Source organism: Thermodesulfomicrobium thermophilum DSM 16697 (assembly GCF_059568695.1).
In genome coordinates, this window is sequence record NZ_JCANTW010000011.1 from 186,123 (window position 1) to 205,098 (window position 18,976).

General features: G+C 59.4%; 21 protein-coding genes. 13 read left to right on the top strand and 8 right to left on the bottom strand.

Annotated elements, in window-relative coordinates; all coding sequences use genetic code 11:
• Positions 1-35: 35 nt before the first annotated feature.
• From BR00_RS02195 to panB, 4 genes are read left to right on the top strand one after another with little or no spacing between them, the layout of a single operon-like run.
• The gene (locus BR00_RS02195; RefSeq protein ID WP_496475983.1) at positions 36-473 is read left to right on the top strand and encodes a DUF2721 domain-containing protein; all 438 of its coding nucleotides are present in this window, start codon (positions 36-38) and stop codon (positions 471-473) included.
• Positions 470-1,315 (top strand): pantoate--beta-alanine ligase, encoded by an 846-nt coding sequence (gene panC / locus BR00_RS02200; RefSeq protein WP_496475984.1) that lies wholly within the window; start codon positions 470-472, stop codon positions 1,313-1,315. Before BR00_RS02195 ends, panC begins: the two co-directional genes overlap by 4 nt.
• Positions 1,316-1,369: 54 nt before the next feature.
• On the top strand, positions 1,370-1,723 hold the full coding sequence (gene panD / locus BR00_RS02205; protein WP_496475985.1) for an aspartate 1-decarboxylase: 354 nt from the start codon (positions 1,370-1,372) through the stop codon (positions 1,721-1,723).
• Entirely contained in the window at positions 1,720-2,553 is an 834-nt protein-coding gene (gene panB, locus BR00_RS02210; RefSeq protein WP_496475986.1) for a 3-methyl-2-oxobutanoate hydroxymethyltransferase, read from the top strand. Before panD ends, panB begins: the two co-directional genes overlap by 4 nt.
• Before the next feature lie 74 nt (positions 2,554-2,627).
• Here panB and BR00_RS02215 read toward each other — a convergent pair whose 3' ends face one another.
• Complete coding sequence (locus tag BR00_RS02215) at positions 2,628-3,824, bottom strand: MFS transporter (protein ID WP_496475987.1); 1,197 nt, start codon at positions 3,822-3,824, stop codon at positions 2,628-2,630.
• A gap of 82 nt (positions 3,825-3,906) precedes the next feature.
• Between BR00_RS02215 and lolA the strand changes: the two genes are divergently transcribed.
• The gene (gene lolA, locus BR00_RS02220) at positions 3,907-4,539 is read left to right on the top strand and encodes an outer membrane lipoprotein periplasmic chaperone LolA (RefSeq protein WP_496475988.1); all 633 of its coding nucleotides are present in this window, start codon (positions 3,907-3,909) and stop codon (positions 4,537-4,539) included.
• Positions 4,540-4,585: 46 nt separating this feature from the next.
• Here lolA and BR00_RS02225 read toward each other — a convergent pair whose 3' ends face one another.
• The gene (locus BR00_RS02225; protein ID WP_496475989.1) at positions 4,586-5,287 is read right to left on the bottom strand and encodes a pseudouridine synthase; all 702 of its coding nucleotides are present in this window, start codon (positions 5,285-5,287) and stop codon (positions 4,586-4,588) included.
• A gap of 119 nt (positions 5,288-5,406) precedes the next feature.
• Positions 5,407-6,054 carry an arylesterase gene (locus tag BR00_RS02230; protein ID WP_496475990.1) on the bottom strand — a complete coding sequence of 216 codons (648 nt, stop codon included), beginning with the start codon at positions 6,052-6,054 and terminating at the stop codon, positions 5,407-5,409.
• Positions 6,055-6,064: 10 nt separating this feature from the next.
• Here BR00_RS02230 and BR00_RS02235 point away from each other — a divergent pair, with 10 nt between their 5' ends.
• Together BR00_RS02235 and BR00_RS02240 are read left to right on the top strand one after the other, a co-directional pair.
• Complete coding sequence (locus BR00_RS02235; protein ID WP_496475991.1) at positions 6,065-6,727, top strand: ABC transporter ATP-binding protein; 663 nt, start codon at positions 6,065-6,067, stop codon at positions 6,725-6,727.
• Complete coding sequence (locus tag BR00_RS02240; RefSeq protein ID WP_496475992.1) at positions 6,724-9,213, top strand: ABC transporter permease; 2,490 nt, start codon at positions 6,724-6,726, stop codon at positions 9,211-9,213. The genes BR00_RS02235 and BR00_RS02240 overlap by 4 nt, the downstream gene beginning before the upstream one ends.
• On the opposite strand, the gene BR00_RS02245 is transcribed toward BR00_RS02240, so the two are convergent.
• From BR00_RS02245 to folK, 5 genes are all read right to left on the bottom strand, one after another.
• On the bottom strand, positions 9,210-10,475 hold the full coding sequence (locus tag BR00_RS02245; protein WP_496475993.1) for a M23 family metallopeptidase: 1,266 nt from the start codon (positions 10,473-10,475) through the stop codon (positions 9,210-9,212). The genes BR00_RS02240 and BR00_RS02245 overlap by 4 nt on opposite strands.
• Before the next feature lie 213 nt (positions 10,476-10,688).
• A complete protein-coding gene (locus tag BR00_RS02250; protein ID WP_496475994.1) occupies positions 10,689-11,009 on the bottom strand; it encodes a PilZ domain-containing protein in 321 nt (106 codons plus the stop codon).
• Positions 11,010-11,092: 83 nt separating this feature from the next.
• Positions 11,093-11,590 (bottom strand): hypothetical protein, encoded by a 498-nt coding sequence (locus BR00_RS02255; RefSeq protein WP_496475995.1) that lies wholly within the window; start codon positions 11,588-11,590, stop codon positions 11,093-11,095.
• Positions 11,591-11,638: 48 nt separating this feature from the next.
• A complete protein-coding gene (locus BR00_RS02260; protein WP_496475996.1) occupies positions 11,639-11,914 on the bottom strand; it encodes a transcriptional regulator in 276 nt (91 codons plus the stop codon).
• A 9-nt stretch (positions 11,915-11,923) separates the two neighbouring features.
• Positions 11,924-12,433 carry a 2-amino-4-hydroxy-6-hydroxymethyldihydropteridine diphosphokinase gene (gene folK, locus BR00_RS02265; protein ID WP_496475997.1) on the bottom strand — a complete coding sequence of 170 codons (510 nt, stop codon included), beginning with the start codon at positions 12,431-12,433 and terminating at the stop codon, positions 11,924-11,926.
• 61 nt (positions 12,434-12,494) lie between these two features.
• Here folK and xerD point away from each other — a divergent pair, with 61 nt between their 5' ends.
• From xerD to BR00_RS02295, 6 genes are all read left to right on the top strand, one after another.
• On the top strand, positions 12,495-13,376 hold the full coding sequence (gene xerD / locus BR00_RS02270; RefSeq protein ID WP_496475998.1) for a site-specific tyrosine recombinase XerD: 882 nt from the start codon (positions 12,495-12,497) through the stop codon (positions 13,374-13,376).
• On the top strand, positions 13,373-16,057 hold the full coding sequence (locus tag BR00_RS02275; RefSeq protein WP_496475999.1) for a CBS domain-containing protein: 2,685 nt from the start codon (positions 13,373-13,375) through the stop codon (positions 16,055-16,057). The genes xerD and BR00_RS02275 overlap by 4 nt, the downstream gene beginning before the upstream one ends.
• A 77-nt stretch (positions 16,058-16,134) precedes the next feature.
• A complete protein-coding gene (locus BR00_RS02280; RefSeq protein WP_496476000.1) occupies positions 16,135-16,878 on the top strand; it encodes a basic amino acid ABC transporter substrate-binding protein in 744 nt (247 codons plus the stop codon).
• Between the two features lie 67 nt (positions 16,879-16,945).
• Positions 16,946-17,752, top strand: a complete 807-nt coding sequence (locus tag BR00_RS02285; protein WP_496476001.1) for an amino acid ABC transporter permease — start codon at positions 16,946-16,948, stop codon at positions 17,750-17,752.
• Positions 17,739-18,479 carry an amino acid ABC transporter ATP-binding protein gene (locus BR00_RS02290; protein WP_496476002.1) on the top strand — a complete coding sequence of 247 codons (741 nt, stop codon included), beginning with the start codon at positions 17,739-17,741 and terminating at the stop codon, positions 18,477-18,479. The genes BR00_RS02285 and BR00_RS02290 overlap by 14 nt, the downstream gene beginning before the upstream one ends.
• The gene (locus BR00_RS02295) at positions 18,476-18,976 is read left to right on the top strand and encodes an HIT family protein (RefSeq protein WP_496476003.1); all 501 of its coding nucleotides are present in this window, start codon (positions 18,476-18,478) and stop codon (positions 18,974-18,976) included. Before BR00_RS02290 ends, BR00_RS02295 begins: the two co-directional genes overlap by 4 nt.

The following is an 18,976-nucleotide window of genomic DNA, read 5'->3' on the forward strand; positions in this document are numbered from 1 at the left end:
GCCCCCGATTTTTTCATCCCGACAAGGTCCGTATCATGGAAATCTCCCTGACTACCCCTGCGCTGCTGTTTTCGACGCTCTCGCTGCTGCTCTTGGCGTATACGAACCGTTTTTTGGCCCTGTCCACACGTATCCGTTCCCTGTACGACCGCTACCGGCATGAACAAGCATCTGGGGTGCGTCAGCAGATCGCAAGCCTTCACGGCCGGGTGCGGCTCATTCGTCTGATGCAACTCCTGGGCATCCTGAGCCTGCTGTGTTGCGTGGTGTGCATGCTTTTCCTCTTTGAAGGATGGTTCGTTCTCGGAAAATGGGTGTTCGCCGCAAGTCTCGTTCTTCTTATGGCATCCTTGGTGGTTTCAGCCATGGAAATCTTCATATCCACGCGGGCGTTGGACATAGAGCTGCATGAATTATGGACCGCTCAAGAGCCGATTTCCGCACGCAAGAAAGAGGGAGGGAAGAGGGCATGAAAGTTCTGCGCCATCCCGACGCCGTCCGCGAAGAGGTCATGCAGTGGCGCTGCCATGGGCACCAGGTGGGCTTCGTCCCTACCATGGGATATTGGCACGCAGGGCACGTGAGCCTGCTCGATGCCGCCCGGCAGCGGTGTTCCAAGGTGGTGGCCTCCATCTTTGTGAATCCCACGCAATTTGGTCCGAACGAAGACTTGGAGCGTTATCCGCGCAACCTCGAAAACGATCTGGCTTTGGCGCAAGCGCACGGCGTGGATCTCGTTTTCTGTCCGCAAGCGCAGGATATGTACGCCCCGGACCACGACACCTGGGTGGAAGTGCCGCACCTCTCCCAAGGGCTTTGCGGGGCATCGCGGCCTGGGCATTTTCGGGGGGTCGCCACGGTGGTGACCAAACTTTTCTGGATCGTACAGCCGCATGTCGCCTTTTTTGGCGAGAAGGACTGGCAGCAACTAGCCGTCATCCGCGCCATGGTGCGCCACCTCTCCTGTCCGGTGGAGGTCGTCGGCTGTCCTATAGTGCGCGAGCCGGACGGCCTGGCCATGAGCTCGCGCAATGTCTATTTGACTGCCGAGGAGCGCGCCCAGGCCCCGGCCCTTTGTGCCATGCTTCAGGATCTGCGCCAGCGCGTGGCGGCTGGGGTGCGGGATGTGGAGGCCCTGAAAGCTGCTGCCCTGCGCTATCTTGCCGCGCATCTGCCCCTCGGCAGGCTCGACTATCTGGAATTCGTGCACCCGGACACTCTGGTCCCACGCACGCAGGCGGAGCCGCCCACCTTGGCGGCAGTGGCGCTTTTTCTGGGCAAGGCGCGACTCATCGATAACATGCGCATCGATTGACACGACACATCATCAAAAGACGTCTGGGGAGGCCTCTCCCTTAAGGATACTGCCATGCTCCGAACCATGTTGTGGGCGAAGTTGCACCGGGTCACGGTGACCGGAAGCTGTCTGGACTACGAAGGCTCTATCGCCATTTGTCCAAAATTGTTGGAAGCCTCGGGCATTGTCCCCGGCGAACGGGTAGACGTGTACAACGTGACCACCGGGGCCCGATTCACCACCTACGCCATCGAAGGAAACAGCCGGGAAATTCTCGTCAATGGCGCGGCCGCCCGCTTGGCCATGCCTGGTGATCTCCTCATCATCGCGGCCTACGCCCAGATGACCCCGGAGGAAATGGGGCGGCACCAACCGCGGGTGGTCTTGGTGGACCGCCGCAACGAAATCAAAGAGGTGCGACCATGAAAGGCGTGCTGGAGTTTGCTCAGGCCAAGGCCCAAGGCCAAAAGCTCGTCATGGTGACGGCCTACGACTATCCGTCCGCCTACTTCGCGCAAAAGGCCGGGGTGGATCTCATCCTGGTGGGCGACTCCGTGGGCATGGTGGTGCTTGGCCATGATTCCACGGTACCGGTGACCATGGACGACATGGTCCGCCACACCCGGGCAGTACGGCGCGGAGCTCCGGATACCTTCATCCTGGGCGATCTTCCCTTTTGGAGCACGAGCTCGGTGGCCTGCGCCGTGGAGCGGGCCGGCCGCCTGGTGCAGGACGGCGGCTGCCATGCGGTCAAGCTCGAAGGCGGACGCAGCATTACCGCTCACGTGGAGGCCATCGTGCGCGCCGGGGTACCCGTATGCGGCCATATCGGCCTGACTCCACAATCGGCCACGGCCTTGGGGGGATTTCGCGTACAGGGCAAAACCGCGGCCCAGGCCCGGGCGCTGCTGGAAGACGCCCAGGCCCTGGAGGCCGCAGGGGCCTTCATGCTGGTTTTGGAGTGCATCCCCACGCCCCTTGCCCGCGTCATCACCGAGCGACTGCGCATCCCCACCATCGGCATCGGCGCAGGTCCCCATTGCGACGGCCAGGTGCTCGTGTGGCATGACCTCCTCGGCATGTATCCCCGACAGACGCCGAAATTTGTCCGCCGCTATGCGGACCTGGGCGCTCTGGCCACGAAAGGTATCGCCGCTTTTGCCGACCAGGTGCGTCACGGCGCTTTCCCCGAGGCTGACCAGGGGTTCGCCATGGACGAAGAAGAGCTCGACCGCGCCCTGACGCCGCTGGCTTAATCCTGCCCGCGTCCTGCTTTTGTTGACGCAAGCCTCTCGCCAGAAGACGCACCAAAGGCACCGGGGACTCGCGCTTACGGCTTCTCCGTCAGCGTGTGCCTTTGGTGGCGCCACAGAGAGCGCAGGGCGATGGTACTTCCCCCCAGACTTGCCACGCCGAAGCCCAAAAAGGCCCAGGCAAAGCCTGCGCGCTCGCCCCAGGCGGCCAAGGCGGCGGGAAGCAGTCCGGAGCCCAGAAGAGACGTGCAGGTGACCGCCAAAGAGACGCTGAGGTCGCTTTCTTCCCTGCGCACCACCCGGGCCAAGACCGCAAACCCCACTGGAAAGAAGCATACCGCCAGAAGCGGCTGCAGGGTGAGCAGGGCAAGGCTCATCGGCAGAGGGCCGACGCCTGCCACGCATGTGGCAAGGCTCACCCCGAGCATGCATATCGTAAGGGTGCGCACCAAGCCGAACCGCTCGGTGATCCACCCCATCCAAGGCAGCACCACCAAGGAGACCACACGGGAAGCACCCAAGAAGGTATTGGCCGCTGCCTCGGAAAGCCCCCGGTCATGAACCAGATATGCGGGGATCACGCTGTAGACGCCCACCTCCACACCCACGGTGATGACAAAGAGAACGACCACCGCCCAAAAGGAAAGATTCTGCACGAGCGGCCGCAAGGCAGCAAGGCGGGGCGCCACGCCCAAGCGCTCGATACGAGGCCCGCGCCACGCATAGAGAATGCCCATGGCAAGGCTCGCCCAGCCGATCCAGGCAAAGGTCATGGTGGCGGCCCCCAAGCGGTCGGCCAATTCCACGACAAATGGGGCCAGGACGAAGGAGAGGTTGGGCGCCATCTCATGCAGGGCAAAGGCCCGGCTCCAGCCGGACTGGGGAGTGACAGTGGTGATGGTGGTCACGCCGGAAGGCATGTAGAGCCCTGCCCCCAGGCCCAAAATCAGCACCCAGGAAAGAAGCCCGCCCAAGGTTGTGGTCCTGGAGATGCCGAGCAGACTCCCTCCCAAGAGGAAAAGACACAGACAAATGGTGCGGTGGTGGCCGATGCGGCTGGAAAGGAATCCCGCCCCGAATACGGCGGTGCTGTAGCCTATAGACAGGGCCACGAAGGCCTGGGCCGCGGTGGCAAGGCTCACGCCCAGGCGCTCACTCGTGGGCAAAAGGAGTGGTCCCAGTACCGTACGGGAAAGAAAATTGACAAAAAATACTCCGGTCAGCAGGAGCAGAGCCGGAACGGCTTTTCGAAAAGAGGGCGTGTTGGTGGTCATGGCGCGGGCAGTTGCGGTTGCGAGCCCGCGCTCCTATCCTGTCCTTGTGTGCAAGGCAACTTTCGAGTTCCAGGAGTATGATATGCGAATTCTCGTAACACTTCTTTGCAGCACGATTTTTCCGGCTTTGGTATTTGCCGCAGATATTACGGATACGGTGCAAAAGCGTTATGAAACATTGCACTCTTTTCGCGCATTTTTCACCCAGCACCTCACCAATGCTGCAACCCAAAAAACAGAGGAGCGCCTTGGATCCATCGTCTTTTCCAAACCCAAACTCTTGCGCTGGGAGACCACCAGCCCCGAAGAAGAACTCTTGATTGTCGGGCCGCAAGCGGTGTGGGAGTACCTTCCGGAAGACGGTATTGCATACCGATACACTACGGAACAGATTTTTCAATCCAAGACCATGCTGCGTTTTATCTCCGGGGAAGCCAACCTCAAAGAAGATTTTGCGATTGTCGACAAAGGCATGGATGCGGGGTTGCATCTCTTGGAGCTCACCCCCAAGGAGCCTGAGCCGGGATTGACCTTCGCACGGGTATGGATCCGTCCTGAAGATGGGCTGCTCGAGCGCATCCGCATCGTAGACTTCTTTGGAAATGAAAACGCCATCGAGCTCAAGGCCATCGAGCTCGACCCGGCGGTGGATTCCAAAATATTTACGTTTACGCCACCGCAAGGAACGCAGGTCATTCCAGGGAAAGTGCAGTAGAGCGCAAAGCCGGGACGTATCTCTGAGCAGTGCAGTCCCGGCCTGGTCAATGCGGCGTCTGCGGGTGGTGCACGCTCGCCGCTGTCAGCGTCCCCTCCAGGGGCATCCACGGGCCCGGCTGAGACGCGACCAGGTCTGGAAGGCGGACTTCCGGGACAAAGGGGCAGGGCGCGGTAAAGTACATCCATTCGTTGCGGTAAGGGTGCATGAGACCTAAGGCCGCTGCGTGGAGAAGCAGACGTGGAGCCGCCGTGGCCACGGCGGGCGGGGCGTAGAAAGAGTCCCCGAGGAGCGGATGGCCTATGGCCGCCAGGTGCAGGCGCAGCTGGTGGGACCTGCCGGTGTGGGGGGTGAGGAGAAGTAGGGTGGCCTCGTCGCGGAAGTATTCGAGCACCGTGAATTCGGTCCAGGCAGGTTTGCCTGCGCTCAGGCAGATGGTCTGCATGGGGCGACGGGGAAAGTCGCAGCGCATGGGTAAGGTGATGTGTCCATGCGGGGCGCGCACGCGGCCGGCAGCCACCGCCAGATAGGCCTTGGCCACTTGGCGATGTTGAAACTGGGCCTTGAGATGGCTTTCCGCCTTGCGGCGCAGGGCCACCACCACAAGCCCGGAGGTGGGCAGATCCAAACGGTTGACCGCCTGGGCATGGGGATGGCGCTGCCGCACCCGAGCCAGGACACTATCGGCAAAGGCCGGATCCCGTCCGGGGACGCTGAGCAGCCCTGCCGGCTTGTGAATGATGGCCATATCCCGGTCTTCGTAGACCACATCCAAGCCAGCAGGAGGGGTGTACGGACCAACGGGAGGCACCGAGGCGTCCAGGAACGCAGGGCGCCAACGCCAAAAGGGTGGGATTGGTGTGGACATCACGAATGATCGGCCGACCCGCCTTCTTCGACACGCAGGCGCTTCAGCTCCGCTTCTACCAGCGGCAACACCCCGGCCACCATCCGCTCGACGCCAGCGGCGTTGGGATGCATGCCGTCTTCCAGCAAGAGTTCGGGATGCCCGTAGACACCTTCGAGAAAAAAGGGGTACAGGGCAAGGCCGTAGCGTTGGGCGAGTTCCGGGTACACGGCGTTGAAACGCTGCTGGTAGTCGGCGTCCCAATTACGCGGGGCATACATGCCCACCAAGACCACTCGGGCCCCGGAGTCCTGCGCCGCCTGGATCATGGCCTCGAGATTGTCGTGCAACGCTTGGGGGGAGAGGCCGCGGAGAGCGTCATTGGCCCCAAGGGCGAGGACGACCAGTCGGGGCTTGTCCGCCAAAGCCCAGGCCATACGGCTGCGCCCCCCGGCGGAGGTGTCCCCGGAAACCCCGGCGTTGATGACCCGTACCTCCCAGCCGCGGGAGACGAGCTCACGTTCGAGCACTGCAGGGAATGCCTGTGAAGGTGGTAGACCATAGCCAGCGGTGAGGCTATCACCCATGGCAAGAATCGTGATCCCCCCTGCCAGGGCCGGCGTTGCCATCATGGCGCCAAGGGCGGAAAATACGGAGAAAAGACGCATGCATGCCCCCATGATTGTCGTACGTGATCTCAGTTTGACTCTAATTTCCGGCGCTGCGCCGGTCAACGTGCTCCAGAACCTCAATTTTCAGGTGGAGGCCGGTGAGAGTGTGGCCGTGGTCGGACCTTCGGGGTCGGGCAAGACCTCGTTTTTGATGCTCCTTTCCGGCCTGGAGCGCCCGAGCGCAGGAAGCATCCACGTGGCCGGCCACGATCTTTCCCACATGGACGAAGATGGGTTGGCCCGGTTCCGGCAGCAGCACGTGGGGATTGTCTTCCAAAACTTCCTCCTCCTCCCTGCCTTGAACGCGGAGGACAACGTGGCTCTTCCCTTGGAGTTGGCCGGGATAGCCGATGCCCGCAAGCGGGCCCGGCAGGCCCTGGTTCAGGTGGGGCTGGAGCACCGGCTGCATCATCTGCCTTCCCAACTTTCCGGCGGAGAGCAGCAACGCGTCGCCGTTGCCCGGGCCTTTGCCGGCGGACCGGCCCTCATCCTCGCCGACGAACCCACCGGAAACCTGGACGCCGCCACCGGCGCGCGGGTCATGGAACTGCTTTTCGGCCTGCACGAAGATCATGGCACCACCCTCCTTTTGGTGACCCATGACCCTGGCCTGGCCGCACGCTGCCAGCGTCGCATGCGCCTGACTCGTGGGCATCTGGAGGAGCTATGAGGACGCTCTTTTCCTGGTGCCTGCGGGAATGGCGGCGCGGGGTGCAGGGCAGCCGCTTGGTCCTGGCCTGCTTGGCCATCGGCGTGGCAGCCATGACCGCCATCGGCACCACCGCGGCCTCCGTACGTCAGGCCCTGGAGTTGGACGCCCGCGAGATCCTGGGAGGAGACGTCGCTATCCGATTGACCTCGCGCACCCTGTCTTCCCCAGAGTTGCAGCGTGTTGCCGCATACGGGGACCAAAGCCACTCTATCACGCTGCGCACCATGCTCCACACCCAGGAAAAGAGCACACTGGTGGAGGTCAAAGCCGTGGACGAAGCCTACCCGCTCTACGGCAGGCTTGCCGTCGCCGGCCGCGGGAGCATGACCGGCGCGGAGATTGCTCCGGAAAGCGTGGTGGTCGACACTGAAGTCTTGAGGCGTCTGGATGTCCAAGTGGGAGACCGGGTACGGCTGGGGAGCTCTTGGCTGACCATCCAGGGGGTCATCGAATACGAACCCGGGCGGTCTCTGGATGTCTTCACCTTGGGGCCGCGGGTCATGGTCTCCCTGAAGACCATGGAGCGCACAGGGCTCATGGTTCCCGGCAGCCTTTTTCAGAGTACCTACGCGCTGCGCCTGCCCGATGCTTCCCGCGCCGAAGCAGTGGCGCAAGAACTCGCCGCCATCGGGGACTCGGGATGGCGGGTGCGCCCCTTTACACGCGCCTCCGGTCGCATGGAAACCGTACTCGAACGCCTGCGCACCGTAAGCTCCTTCGTGGCCTTGGGAGTCCTTTTGGTGGGCGGCCTGGGCGTGGCAAGCGGGGTCCGCGCCCATATGGCGTCCCGACTGCTGGAACTCGCGGTGTGGAAGGCCTTGGGCGCTTCGGCCCGGGTGCTCCTCGTGGTGCACGGAGGTGCCGTGCTCCTGGCGGGAGGGCTCGCCATCGCAGCAGGGGTGGCGCTCGGGGCGTGTGCGCCCTGGATCCTTGCGGCGTGGGGCGTGGAAGTGGTGGTCCCGGGCTGGTATCTATTCCCCATGCTCATGAGCGCCGCATGCGGCCTTAGTGTGTTGGTCATATTCGCGGCCCTCCCTTTGGGCCGTGCGGTGGCGGTGCCGGCGGCGGTGGTGTTTCGTCAGAGTGCCGGGGGCGTAGGCTTTGCCCGTAAAGCGCCTTTGTGGGCATGGGGGGTGGCGGCGCTGGGAGGGATCGGACTTGGAGCGCTGGTCATTCTCCTGGCGGATCGCCCTCGTTTGGGCGTGTGGTTTGTGCTCGGGGTCGGCGCAAGCTTTGCGGCACTTTGGTTTGCGGCCATGGGGGTGCGTGCTGCAGCCCGCTTGGGGCGGAGGCTTCCTTGGCCGACACTGCGCCTGGCCATGGCCAATGTGGCCCGCCCCGGAGCGTCGGCCCCCCGGATGGTGCTCGTCTTGGGGCTGGGTTTGGGGATGCTGGGGGCCATACGTTTGGTGACGGATTCACTGCACACTTCCTTGGGCGAAGAGATCGCCCGGCATGCCCCCACCTTTTTTGTGCTCGACGTGCCGCCGCACGAAGAGGAGCACTTCCGTCAAGTGGCCCATGCGGCTGGAGCAGAGCGTGTCCGCTTGCAGCCGGTGGTACGCGGCCGCATCACCCATATTCGCGGTCAAGCAGTGGAGACCGTGCCCATCGCCCCTGAGGTGCAGTGGGCCGTGCGTTCGGACCGGGCGCTCACCTCGGCGGCGGTGCTGCCAGAAGGCAGTATCCTGGTGGCGGGTACATGGTGGCCGGAAAACGCTGCCTTTGCCGAGCCGCGTGTTTCCATCACCGCAGACCTGGCCCAAGGCTTTGGAGTGCACGTGGGGGACACGCTGCGCTTCAATATTTTGGGCCGCGAAGTGGAGGCGACCATCATGAACGTACGCCGGGTGGACTGGACTACCTTGAATCTCCAGTTCGCCGTCATTTTCGCCCCTGGAGTGCTGGAAGCCGCCCCCCGCACCTTGCTCGGCACCCTGCATGCCGCACCAGGGGCCGCGGAAAAAATTTTTGCCGCGCTCACGCGCTCGTTCCCCCAAGTGGCTGTGGTGGATGTGCGGCGTATCCTCGCGGAAGTGAGCGCCGTGGTGGAACGTTTGGGGCTTGCCATGGCGCTCTTGGGAGGAATTGCCGTGGCGGTGGGCCTTGTGGTACTCATAGGAAGTTTTGCCGCAGACCAGGAGGCACGGCATTTCGAAGCCGTGGTCTACAAAGTGTGCGGGGCCACCCGTCTGCAGACGGTGCGCATCCTTGCAGTGGAGTTTTTGCTCGCGGCGCTCGTGGCGAGCGTGATGGCCATGGGCATTGCAACGCTCGCGTCTCAGGGGGTGGTGGAAGGCATGCTGCGCTTGACCTTTCGCTGGAGCGCCGCTCAAGCGGTGCTCGTCCCTCTGGCAGGTGCTTGCATTGCCATGGGACTGGCCTTGCGACGCACCTGGGTTGTGCTGCGGCTGCCCCCCTGGGGGTGGCTGCGAAACGACTAGGGCTGTTTTTGAGCCTGAGCAATGGCTGTGGCGCGACGCTCCAGCTCTGCCTGCCATACGGCGATGTGTTGGCGGAAGCGGGCCAATTCCTTTCCGGCCAGGATCTTTGAGGGCGTGGCCTTGTGCTTTTTATAATATTCCTGAGGATTGATGTATTTTTTTCCAATCCGCATGCGAAAATCGAGGTGTGGACCAGTAGCGTATCCGGTACTTCCTACATATCCGATGACCGCACCTTGTTTGACACGTGAGCCTTTTTTATAATTAGGGTTGAATTTACTCATATGGTTGTACGTTGTCTCCATTCCACCGGAATGGCGGATAACAATGAAATTTCCTTGGGATCCATTGTAGCCTCGACCAACGATGGTTCCATCGGCTACGGCAAAAATAGGTGTCCCTGTGGGCGCTGCATAATCAATGCCTTGATGTGGCCTGCGGTATCCCAGGATGGGATGCATCCGGCTCATGGAATACCCCGAAGAAATTTTGAGAAATGGCAAGGGTGCGCGTAAAAAATCCTTGCGCAGAGATCTACCATGCACATCATAATATCCAGATTCACCGCTGCTCGTGGTATAGTGAAAGGCGTAGTACGTGGTGCCTGCATTGGTGAAGCTGGCGGCGTGAATATCCCCATATCCGGCAAATTCACCTTCACGAAAGCGTTTGTCCACAATCAACTCGAAGGAGTCGCCTGGCTGGATCTCGCGGTGGAAGTCGATGTCCCAGCTAAAAAGGTTGGCCAAACGCACGATAAGCGCCGGATTTTCTCCTAGGGCCTGCATAGAATTCCACAAAGACCCATCGATGGTCCCTGCGATGGTTTCCTGGTGAACTTCGTATGGAATTGGTTCCTTGCGGATCTTCGGGCTTTCTCCTTGAAGATCAACAACCAGGCGTTCATTGGCGTCAATTTCGTATTCCAGCCCCACGAGCTTTTCTCCCTCGAGCAGCATCACCAACGGCTGACCTGCCCGAAGCTGCTCCAAGGAATAGACCTTTTCGCTTGCACTGCACAAGGAATAGATATCTTTGATGTCAAGATGTTCGGTCAGCAGCGAGGTGGGGGTATCCCCCTGCTGGATTTCCCGAACGATGCGGGTGAGTTCTGGTTCTTCCAGCGTGGAGTCCGGGGGGCTGTCCACCTCTGCAGCTGTAGGGACGACGATTTCCTGAGAAGTGGTGCCCTCCAGCGGGGCAGGTTCTTCGGTCTGCTGTTGGATACTGGAAAATGTCAGCTCTGGATGGAAAAGGAGCACGAAGAGTCCTCCTCCCATAATACTGATGGCCACGCCCACGGCGCAGCACGTCAAGAAGCGAGCAAAAAGGGATCGGGGACGGCGAAAGGTGTTGTGCAAATTATTGCGCATAAGCATATCCCTGGGTTACGGCTGATGCGTCCTGAAAGACTATACGTACGCCGCCTTATCCAGGAGATAGCACGAGAACAAGCCCTTCGCTGGTACAAATTTTCAAACTTTTCGGCGACGAGGAGAAGAGGCATCCGCGACATGGAGCCCGATTTCAAAAAACCACTGTCCAGGATCCTGCGCTGGCCGACACCATGCTATGGCCGCTGGCCGAACAAGAAGGGAGGCAAGGGGGCCCGGCGAACCCTCCCGGAGCCGCACATGCAACCGTGCGCCTACCGGCAAGGGGCGGTCAACCCCTAAACGCACTCCGGTAAAGCTGTAATCGAGCACGTGACAGAGCACACGCTCCCCCGTGTCAGTCACTTCGGCCTCGCATGGCTCGAAGCAGGTCTGTCTTTCCCATAAACGATCGGGAGTCATGCGGCACCTCCTGGGGCTTGATCTCACCTCACCACAGATTCGTGGAGCAAGGCAAGAAAAATCTCCGTTTTTCGCCTGTTTGTTTATTGGGAAAGTAAGTAGTGAAACTTTTTCGTCAAATCCGATGTCCAGTCGAAAATGGCATTAATTTCCGCCTGGACATTTTCCGCATCCACCAGGCCGCAGCGTACGTCGAGAAAGTAGGGCAAGATGTCCGGCGCTTCCTGGTAATACAGGGCAACCGCATATGCGGAGCTCAAATAGGGCCGATCTCCGAATTCAGGCCTCGTGATCAGGCGCAGCACGAAATGCTTGCCTCCAGGGGTCAAGGCAAAAAAGGAGCTCTGCAAAACCGCCTCCTTGAGTTTGAACCCAAGAAGTGCCCCAGAACTGTCCGAGCCCATGCTTTGGACATCCAGGGGAATTCTTGCCAGCCCGGTTTGGGACGCTGCGATTGATGCTGCGGGCTGCGTCGTTACCGTCCCATTGTCCGATGCATTGAAGGGCGAGGCCGCGGCGGAGGCGGCGAAAACGAAGAGCCCCAAAGTCCATGAAAGGAACATCCGCGAACGCAGCGCCATGTTTTTTCTCCCAAGATTTCGAACAGTCCTAAGTTTACATAATTTACATTATGTATCTGTTGAGCTGGCCTTTTTCTGAATCTTCTCCAGATACGCTTCCCGGCACTCGTAACTGCAAAAACAGAAGGTTTGGTCGCCGTTTTTGACCCGAATGTCGGAATCCTTCGACACGTAAGTCCCGCAAATGGGATCTTTGACGAGAACACCTTCCTTTTCCATGGTTCGCTGGGTTTCCCGGCGCAATTCTTCTTTTTTGCGGCGATCGCCCATGACAAGCTTGTATAAAAGAAATCCAGCCGCAATAAATACGAGGAACTTGATCATGTGTTCTCCTTAGTTGGGTTGCCAGATATGTCCATCACGACAGGTGTATGCAATGCGGGCAAGCGCCTCTCGCAACAAGGTGCCGTCGGGCAAAGCGGCTTCAGGCTCCAGCTCCAACAGCGGCACGAGCATGAAGGCGCGTTCTGCCAGCCGGGGATGTGGCAGGGTGAGGACCGAGCCTTCAATGCGGGTGTCCCCGAACAGGAGGATGTCGATATCCATGGTGCGCGGTCCAAAACGCACTTCATGGTCGCGGTCGCGCCCGAGTTCCGCTTCAATGGCTTGGGTGGCCGCCAGAAGCTCCCAGGGGGAGATCGACGTCGCAACGCGCACGACCTGATTCCAAAACCACGGTTGGTCGGCATGAAGCTGGGGCTGGGTCCGGTATATGGACGACACCGCCACCAGACTTGTCTGGGGGATGCGGGAAATACGGTCTCGCGCCTCGGCGAGAAGCCGCTCGCTTTCCCCCTTGTTGGATCCCAAGCCCAAGAAGGCGTGGCATGGCACATGCGTCATGCGCAAGGGCGCTACTCATTTTCCCTTGTACCGGCAAGACGCCTTGGGTACGAACTCCGCCATGCATGCCCTGCTCGACGCCTACCTCACCCACCTGACCGTCATTCGGGGGCTGTCCGAAAACACGGTCGCCGCCTACGCTGCGGACCTGTCCGCCTTTAGGGACGCTCTGAGCCATGCGGGGATTCCTTTGGAGGATATCGACGCCGAAACCATCTTGGCATACTTGGCGAGCCGCAAAGCCCAAGGGGTAAACGCACGCACGCTCGCCCGCCAGCTTTCCGCCTTACGAGGCTTCTTCGCCTTTGTGGAGGAAAGCCGCGGCGGCCAAAACCCTGCGCGCCTGGTGGACAGCCCCCGCATCCCGCGCACATTGCCCGTGGTCCTTTCCCAAGACGAGGTGGCCGCCCTGCTCGCCGCGCCGGACCCCGACACCGCCCTGGGGGCCCGAGACCGCGCCCTGCTGGAAATTCTGTACGCAGCGGGACTTCGGGTGTCCGAGGCCGTCTCCATCACCCTGGAGGACGTGGACATTCAGGCAGGCGTCATCCGGGTCATCGGCAAGGGCGATGCCGAACGCCTCGCCCCTCTGCACGAGATCGCCACACAAAACCTCGAGCGATACTTGAAGTTTTTTCGGCCCCGACTCCATCCTCAAGTGCCGCGGATCTTTGTCAACCGCTTTGGACGCGCCCTTTCCCGGCAAGGGGTCTGGAAGCTCATCAAGGGCTATGCCCAAACCGCGGGAATTTCTGCGGCCGTCTCGCCCCACACCCTACGCCACTCCTTTGCCACCCATCTCCTTGAAGGCGGGGCGGACCTGCGCACGGTACAGATCCTTTTGGGACACGCCGATATCAGCGCCACCACCATCTACACCCATGTGCACACGAGCCGCTTGCGCGCCTTACACCACCTGCATCACCCCCGAAACGACCCATGAGCGATACCCCGGTAACCACTGTCATCACGTGCCATGCCAACGCGGATTTCGACGCTTTGGCAGCTATGATCGCGGCATCCAAGCTCTATCCGCATGCAGCGCTCATATTTCCAGGGAGCCAAGAAAGTGCGCTTCGCAACTACTTTCTGCAAAGCGTCATGTATCTTTTTCAGTTTCAAAATATCAAAGATATCAAAGAACAAAACATCACCACCGTTGTCGTCGTCGATACAGCGCAGAAAAGTCGTATTCCCCATGTGGAGCATCTTCTCGAAAAGGCAACAGTACATGTCTATGATCATCATCTCGGAGAAACAAATGATCTCTACGCGGAAAAATCCATCATTCTTCCCTGGGGAGCGACCACGAGTATTTTGGTCCATGAACTCCGGGACCGCGGCATCACGGTGACTGCCGACGAAGCAACGATTCTTGGGTTGGGCATTTACGAGGATACCGGACATTTCACCTTCTCCTCCACCACTGAGCACGATTTTCAGGCCGCAGCTTGGCTGCGGGCAAACGGCATGGATCTGGATATCATCCATGACATCCTGCGCCGCGACCTCTCCGCGGAACAGCTGACCCTCCTTTCCCGCCTCCTGGACTCCGCCGTCACCCACACCATCAACGGCATCGAGATCGTGGTGGCGGATGCCGAGTCTGAGACCTACATGGCGGACTTTGCCCTCTTGGCGCACAAACTCATGGAGATGGAAAACATCCGCGTACTTTTCGCTCTCTGCCGCATGGCGGACCGCGTCCAGCTCGTGGCTCGAAGCAAGATCTCGGAGGTGGATGCAGGGCTCATTTGCCGCTCTTTTGGCGGCGGCGGTCACCCGTATGCTGCATCGGCCTCCATCAAGGACCGCACGCTGGCGCAAGTCAAAGACGAACTCTTCGCCTTGCTCTACTCTTCCATCCATCACAGCCGCTTGGTACGCCATTTCATGTCCGCCCCAGCAGTGGGGATCGACGCGGACCAGACACTGCAAGAAGCCGCAAGTATAATGACCCGCTATGGCTTCAAGGCGCTCCCCGTGACGCAGGCGCAAACGCCGGTGGGCATCATCGAGCATGCCGTGGCGGACAAGGCCGTGGCTCACGGTTTGGGAGACGAACGGGTACGGGAATACATGCAGGATGAAATCCGTTCCGTCGCCGAAGACGAGGATCTCTATGCAGTCATGGAGATCATCCTCGGTCAACGGCAACGCCTGGTGCCCGTGATGCGGGCAGGGGCCATGGTGGGAGTGGTCACCCGCACGGACCTTATTCACCTTTTGGTGCAGGAGCCCGCCCGCATCCCGGAATCCCTGCTCCCTGGACGACGCACGGAACGCTCCATCGCCCATGTACTGCGTGAACGCCTTGCCCCCGCCACGGTGGAACTGCTGGAGACCGCCGGTCGCGTAGGACACGATATGGGGATGCCCGCATACGCCGTGGGCGGCTTCGTCCGCGACGTCCTCCTCGGTAATCCCAATGACGACATCGACCTCGTCGTGGAAGGCGAAGGCATTGCCTTTGCGCACGCTTTGAGCAAGCAGCTGGGAGGACGCGTGCGGCCGCACCCCAAATTTCATACGGCGGTACTCGTTCTTCCCGGCGGGGAGAAGATCGACGTCGCCACTGCCCGGCTAGAATACTACGAGTATCCTGCGGCCCTGCCGGTGGTAGAGCTTTCTTCGCTGAAGATGGATCTCTTCCGGCGGGATTTTTCCATCAACACCCTGGCGGTCCACCTGGACCCCGATCACTTCGGCCTCCTGGTGGATTTTTTCGGCGGCCAGCAAGACCTCAAGGACCGGGTCATCCGGGTGCTCCATTCTCTCTCGTTCGTGGAAGACCCCACCCGCATCCTGCGGGCCGTGCGCTTTGAGCAGCGCTTCCGCTTTACCATCAATGTCCAAACCGAGCGTCTCATCAAAAACGCCCTGCGCCACAATCTCTTTCAGCGACTGTCCGGCGGGCGCATCTTTCATGAGTTGGTGCTTCTTTTAAGTGACGCAGCTCCTGTGGATGCACTCCTACGCCTCCGCTCTTTGGGGGTACTGCAGCAGATCCATTCTGCCCTCCATTTTCCCACAAGCAAGGAACCATTTTTGCGGGAAGTCGAACGTGTGCTCACCTGGCATGGACTTTTGTATCGTCCTGAACGCCCCAAGGCATGGATCGTCTACCTCCTTGCCCTGTGTTCGGGCATGGAGTCCGCCGACTTCGCTCGTTTGCTCCAGCGTTTTGGGGTCTCACAAAAGCAGCACTCCTCGCTTGCAACCCTCCGCTACCAGGTGCGCGGAGCCCTCATGGGCCTGGAGCAGGGACTGCGTCGGGGAATCTCCCGGGCACGCTTGGCGGAAATCCTGGAGTCACTGCCCCTGGAAGGGCTGCTCTACGCCATGGCCCGGAGCACCAACCACGACATCAAACGCAACATTTCCCTTTATCTCACGACGCTTCGCGACATGAAGCTGCTCGTCTCCGGAGCGGACATCGCCGCCTTGGGACTCCCTCCTGGCCCGGTGTACGGTCGAATTTTACGGGCTGTGCGCCGGGGACTGCTCAATGGGTCCTGGACGAGCCGGGAGGAGCAACTCCAAGCCGTAGCCAGGTTCGCTCGGGTGTGGGGGCAACCGCACCCAAAGACGCGCTCCCTTGACCGAAGTGCCGGCATTCTTTAGGCAACAGCGAATGTTTTTTCGTCCCCCTCGCGGGAGGCAAAAGGTTCTGGAATCTGTTACCCTATGGAGGAAAAAAGATGTTGCGACGCGCCCTTGTTGCCCTGATGGTCGTTGCGTGCCTAGGCTCCCCTGCCTTGGCCAAGGAAATCGTCTTTGCCGTGGACGCCACCTACCCGCCCATGGAAATGCTCGACGCCAACAAACAGATCGTTGGTTTTTGTCCGGACATCGTCCGCGCCATTGGAAAGGCTGCGGGATTTACGCCGGTGCTCAAAAACACTGCCTGGGACGGTATCTTTGCGGGCCTGGCCGCCGGCAAATACGACGCCGTAGCCTCGTCCGTATCCATCACCGAAGAACGCAAACAGGCCATGGACTTCAGCGATCCGTATTTCGAGGTGCAACAAGGCGTGATTACTGCCAAAGGCGCCAAGATTACCTCCATTGAAGATCTCAAGGGCAAAACCATCGCTTCCCAGATGGGGACCACGGGATACTTCGTGGCCAAGACCATCGACGGAGCCCAGGCCAAGTCCTATGATGAAATCGGCCTGGCTGTGGAAGACCTCTATAATGGTCGTCTGGACGCCGTCATTGCCGATAGCCCGGTAGCTTCAGACTATGCCCTGCAGCATCCTCAGTACTCCAAAAAATTGACACTTGCCTTCACTATTGCGTCTGACAAACCAGAATATTTGGGTATTGCAGTCAAAAAAGGAAATAAGGAAATCCTTCAACTCATCAATGAAGGACTTAAAAAGATCAAAGAAAATGGCGAATACGATGCCATCTACGCAAAGTGGTTTAAAAAGAACAACTAAAGCTTTTGATATGCCGGAAGCTTTGCTTCCGGCATGATATTTTTTTCTTTTATCCACAAAAATTTCTATGAATCAACAAAACCAACCACAGCCAGTCAAAATCGATATCGGTGATGGCGCTGCCATTCCGTCCAAAAAAGACCACGGCCTCTTTACCGCTTGGTGGGTCTCTTTTGTGGGCGCCATTGCTGTCCTGGTGTATCTTTGCGTTTCGCGCCCAGACCCCTATTTCCATATTCTTTCCTTTTTGCCGGACGGCATCGTCGTCACTTTTCAGGTCACCTTGCTTTCCATTCTGCTCTCCTTGGTGCTTGGCTTGGTGACAGGCCTTGGACGACTTTCGCGCAACCGTTTCTTCAACCTCGTGGCGTCCACGTACGTGGAAGTAATCCGTGGCATCCCGCTCCTTGTCCAGCTTTTCTATATTTACTATGCTCTCGGGCGCATTGAGGCCTTCAGTTCCTTGCCGCCGCTTGCAGCCGCCGTGCTCGCCATGGGGATCTGCTATGGTGCCTACATGGGCGAAGTCTTTCGCGCCGGCATCGACTCCATCGACAAGGGCCAAACCGAAGCGGCACGCTCTTTAGGTTTCAACCGAACACAAACCATGGCCTTGGTGGTCCTGCCGCAAGCCTGGCGCACCATCTTGCCTCCAGTAGGCAACGAATTCATCGCCCTGCTCAAGGACAGCTCTTTGGTATCCATCCTCGCGGTATCAGACATCCTGCGGCGTGGACGAGAATTTGCCAGTGAGTCTTTTCTGTATTTCGAGGCATATACCGTTGTCGCTCTTGTATACCTCATCATTACCTTGATCCTCTCCAAGGCGGTGAGCCGCATGGAAAGCAAAATCGACTATTATGAACGCTCCTGAACCGATCATCCAGATTCAAAACGTCTTCAAATATTTTGGTAGTTTGCAGGCATTGTCCAATGTCAACCTCGATATCGCCACCGGGGAAAAAGTCGTCATCATCGGCCCCAGCGGATCGGGAAAATCGACACTGCTGCGAACCATCAATCGCCTTGAAACCATCGATGCGGGGCAGATCATCGTCGATGGCAAAAATGTCCACTCCGGGGAGCATGACATCAATCTCATCCGCCAAGAACTGGGCATGGTCTTCCAGAACTTCAACCTCTTCCCCCACAAGACGGTTCTGGGAAATATCGTCATGGCCCCCATGAAGCTCAAAAAGATGCCGGAGCTTGAGGCCAAAAACCTCGCCATGGCCCTGCTCGACAAAGTAGGCATCCGCGATAAGGCGGACGTCTATCCCGCCATGCTCTCCGGAGGACAGAAGCAACGGGTGGCCATTGCCCGGGCCCTTGCCATGCAGCCCAAAATCATGCTGTTTGACGAGCCCACTTCGGCCCTGGATCCAGAGATGATCGGCGAAGTGCTGGAAGTCATGACCCAGCTCGCCCGGGAAGGCATGACCATGGTGGTCGTAACCCACGAAATGGGCTTTGCCCGGGAGGTCGCAGACCGCATGGTATTCATGGATCAGGGACAGATTTTGGAAGTGGCCCCACCGGAACAACTTTTTGCTGCCCCCAAGCATCCCCGCACGCAAAAGTTTTTGAGCCAAATCCTATGATTCGCAAAACCCTCTACGCCCCTTGGCGCATCGAATACATCCTCGGGCCCAAACCCAACACCTGTGTCTTTTGTCTTCCAGAAACCCCGGAAGAAGACGAAGAACGCTTCGTACTCTGCCGTGCCCAACACTGTTTTGTGATCATGAACATCTATCCCTACAGCAATGGGCACGTCATGGTCACTCCGTACCGGCATGTACAGCATGTGACCGAGCTCTCCACAGCAGAGCTTCATGAAATCATGGAATACGTCCAAATTTCTGCACAGGTACTGGAAAAGGCATTTCATCCCCATGGTATCAACATCGGAGTGAATATCGGCGAAGCCGCTGGCGCAGGAATCCGTGAGCATCTCCACGTGCATCTTGTTCCCCGATGGAATGGGGATCATTCTTTCATGGCTGTCATGAATGAGGTTTCGGTTATCCCGGAGCATTTGCGCTCCACGTACGCAAAGCTTCGTCCACTCTTTCTCAACCTTCAATCCACGAGGTGA

What these genes read in the sequence shown, in the direction of transcription:
- BR00_RS02195 (WP_496475983.1), top strand. Translation starts at nt 36, where the DNA reads ATGGAAATCTCCCTGACTACCCCTGCGCTGCTGTTTTCGACGCTCTCG.
- panC (WP_496475984.1), top strand. Translation starts at nt 470, where the DNA reads ATGAAAGTTCTGCGCCATCCCGACGCCGTCCGCGAAGAGGTCATGCAG.
- panD (WP_496475985.1), top strand. Translation starts at nt 1,370, where the DNA reads ATGCTCCGAACCATGTTGTGGGCGAAGTTGCACCGGGTCACGGTGACC.
- panB (WP_496475986.1), top strand. Translation starts at nt 1,720, where the DNA reads ATGAAAGGCGTGCTGGAGTTTGCTCAGGCCAAGGCCCAAGGCCAAAAG.
- BR00_RS02215 (WP_496475987.1), bottom strand. Translation starts at nt 3,824, where the DNA reads ATGACCACCAACACGCCCTCTTTTCGAAAAGCCGTTCCGGCTCTGCTC.
- lolA (WP_496475988.1), top strand. Translation starts at nt 3,907, where the DNA reads ATGCGAATTCTCGTAACACTTCTTTGCAGCACGATTTTTCCGGCTTTG.
- BR00_RS02225 (WP_496475989.1), bottom strand. Translation starts at nt 5,287, where the DNA reads ATGGCCATCATTCACAAGCCGGCAGGGCTGCTCAGCGTCCCCGGACGG.
- BR00_RS02230 (WP_496475990.1), bottom strand. Translation starts at nt 6,054, where the DNA reads ATGCGTCTTTTCTCCGTATTTTCCGCCCTTGGCGCCATGATGGCAACG.
- BR00_RS02235 (WP_496475991.1), top strand. Translation starts at nt 6,065, where the DNA reads ATGATTGTCGTACGTGATCTCAGTTTGACTCTAATTTCCGGCGCTGCG.
- BR00_RS02240 (WP_496475992.1), top strand. Translation starts at nt 6,724, where the DNA reads ATGAGGACGCTCTTTTCCTGGTGCCTGCGGGAATGGCGGCGCGGGGTG.
- BR00_RS02250 (WP_496475994.1), bottom strand. Translation starts at nt 11,009, where the DNA reads ATGACTCCCGATCGTTTATGGGAAAGACAGACCTGCTTCGAGCCATGC.
- BR00_RS02255 (WP_496475995.1), bottom strand. Translation starts at nt 11,590, where the DNA reads ATGGCGCTGCGTTCGCGGATGTTCCTTTCATGGACTTTGGGGCTCTTC.
- BR00_RS02260 (WP_496475996.1), bottom strand. Translation starts at nt 11,914, where the DNA reads ATGATCAAGTTCCTCGTATTTATTGCGGCTGGATTTCTTTTATACAAG.
- folK (WP_496475997.1), bottom strand. Translation starts at nt 12,433, where the DNA reads ATGACGCATGTGCCATGCCACGCCTTCTTGGGCTTGGGATCCAACAAG.
- xerD (WP_496475998.1), top strand. Translation starts at nt 12,495, where the DNA reads ATGCATGCCCTGCTCGACGCCTACCTCACCCACCTGACCGTCATTCGG.
- BR00_RS02275 (WP_496475999.1), top strand. Translation starts at nt 13,373, where the DNA reads ATGAGCGATACCCCGGTAACCACTGTCATCACGTGCCATGCCAACGCG.
- BR00_RS02280 (WP_496476000.1), top strand. Translation starts at nt 16,135, where the DNA reads ATGTTGCGACGCGCCCTTGTTGCCCTGATGGTCGTTGCGTGCCTAGGC.
- BR00_RS02285 (WP_496476001.1), top strand. Translation starts at nt 16,946, where the DNA reads ATGAATCAACAAAACCAACCACAGCCAGTCAAAATCGATATCGGTGAT.
- BR00_RS02290 (WP_496476002.1), top strand. Translation starts at nt 17,739, where the DNA reads ATGAACGCTCCTGAACCGATCATCCAGATTCAAAACGTCTTCAAATAT.
- BR00_RS02295 (WP_496476003.1), top strand. Translation starts at nt 18,476, where the DNA reads ATGATTCGCAAAACCCTCTACGCCCCTTGGCGCATCGAATACATCCTC.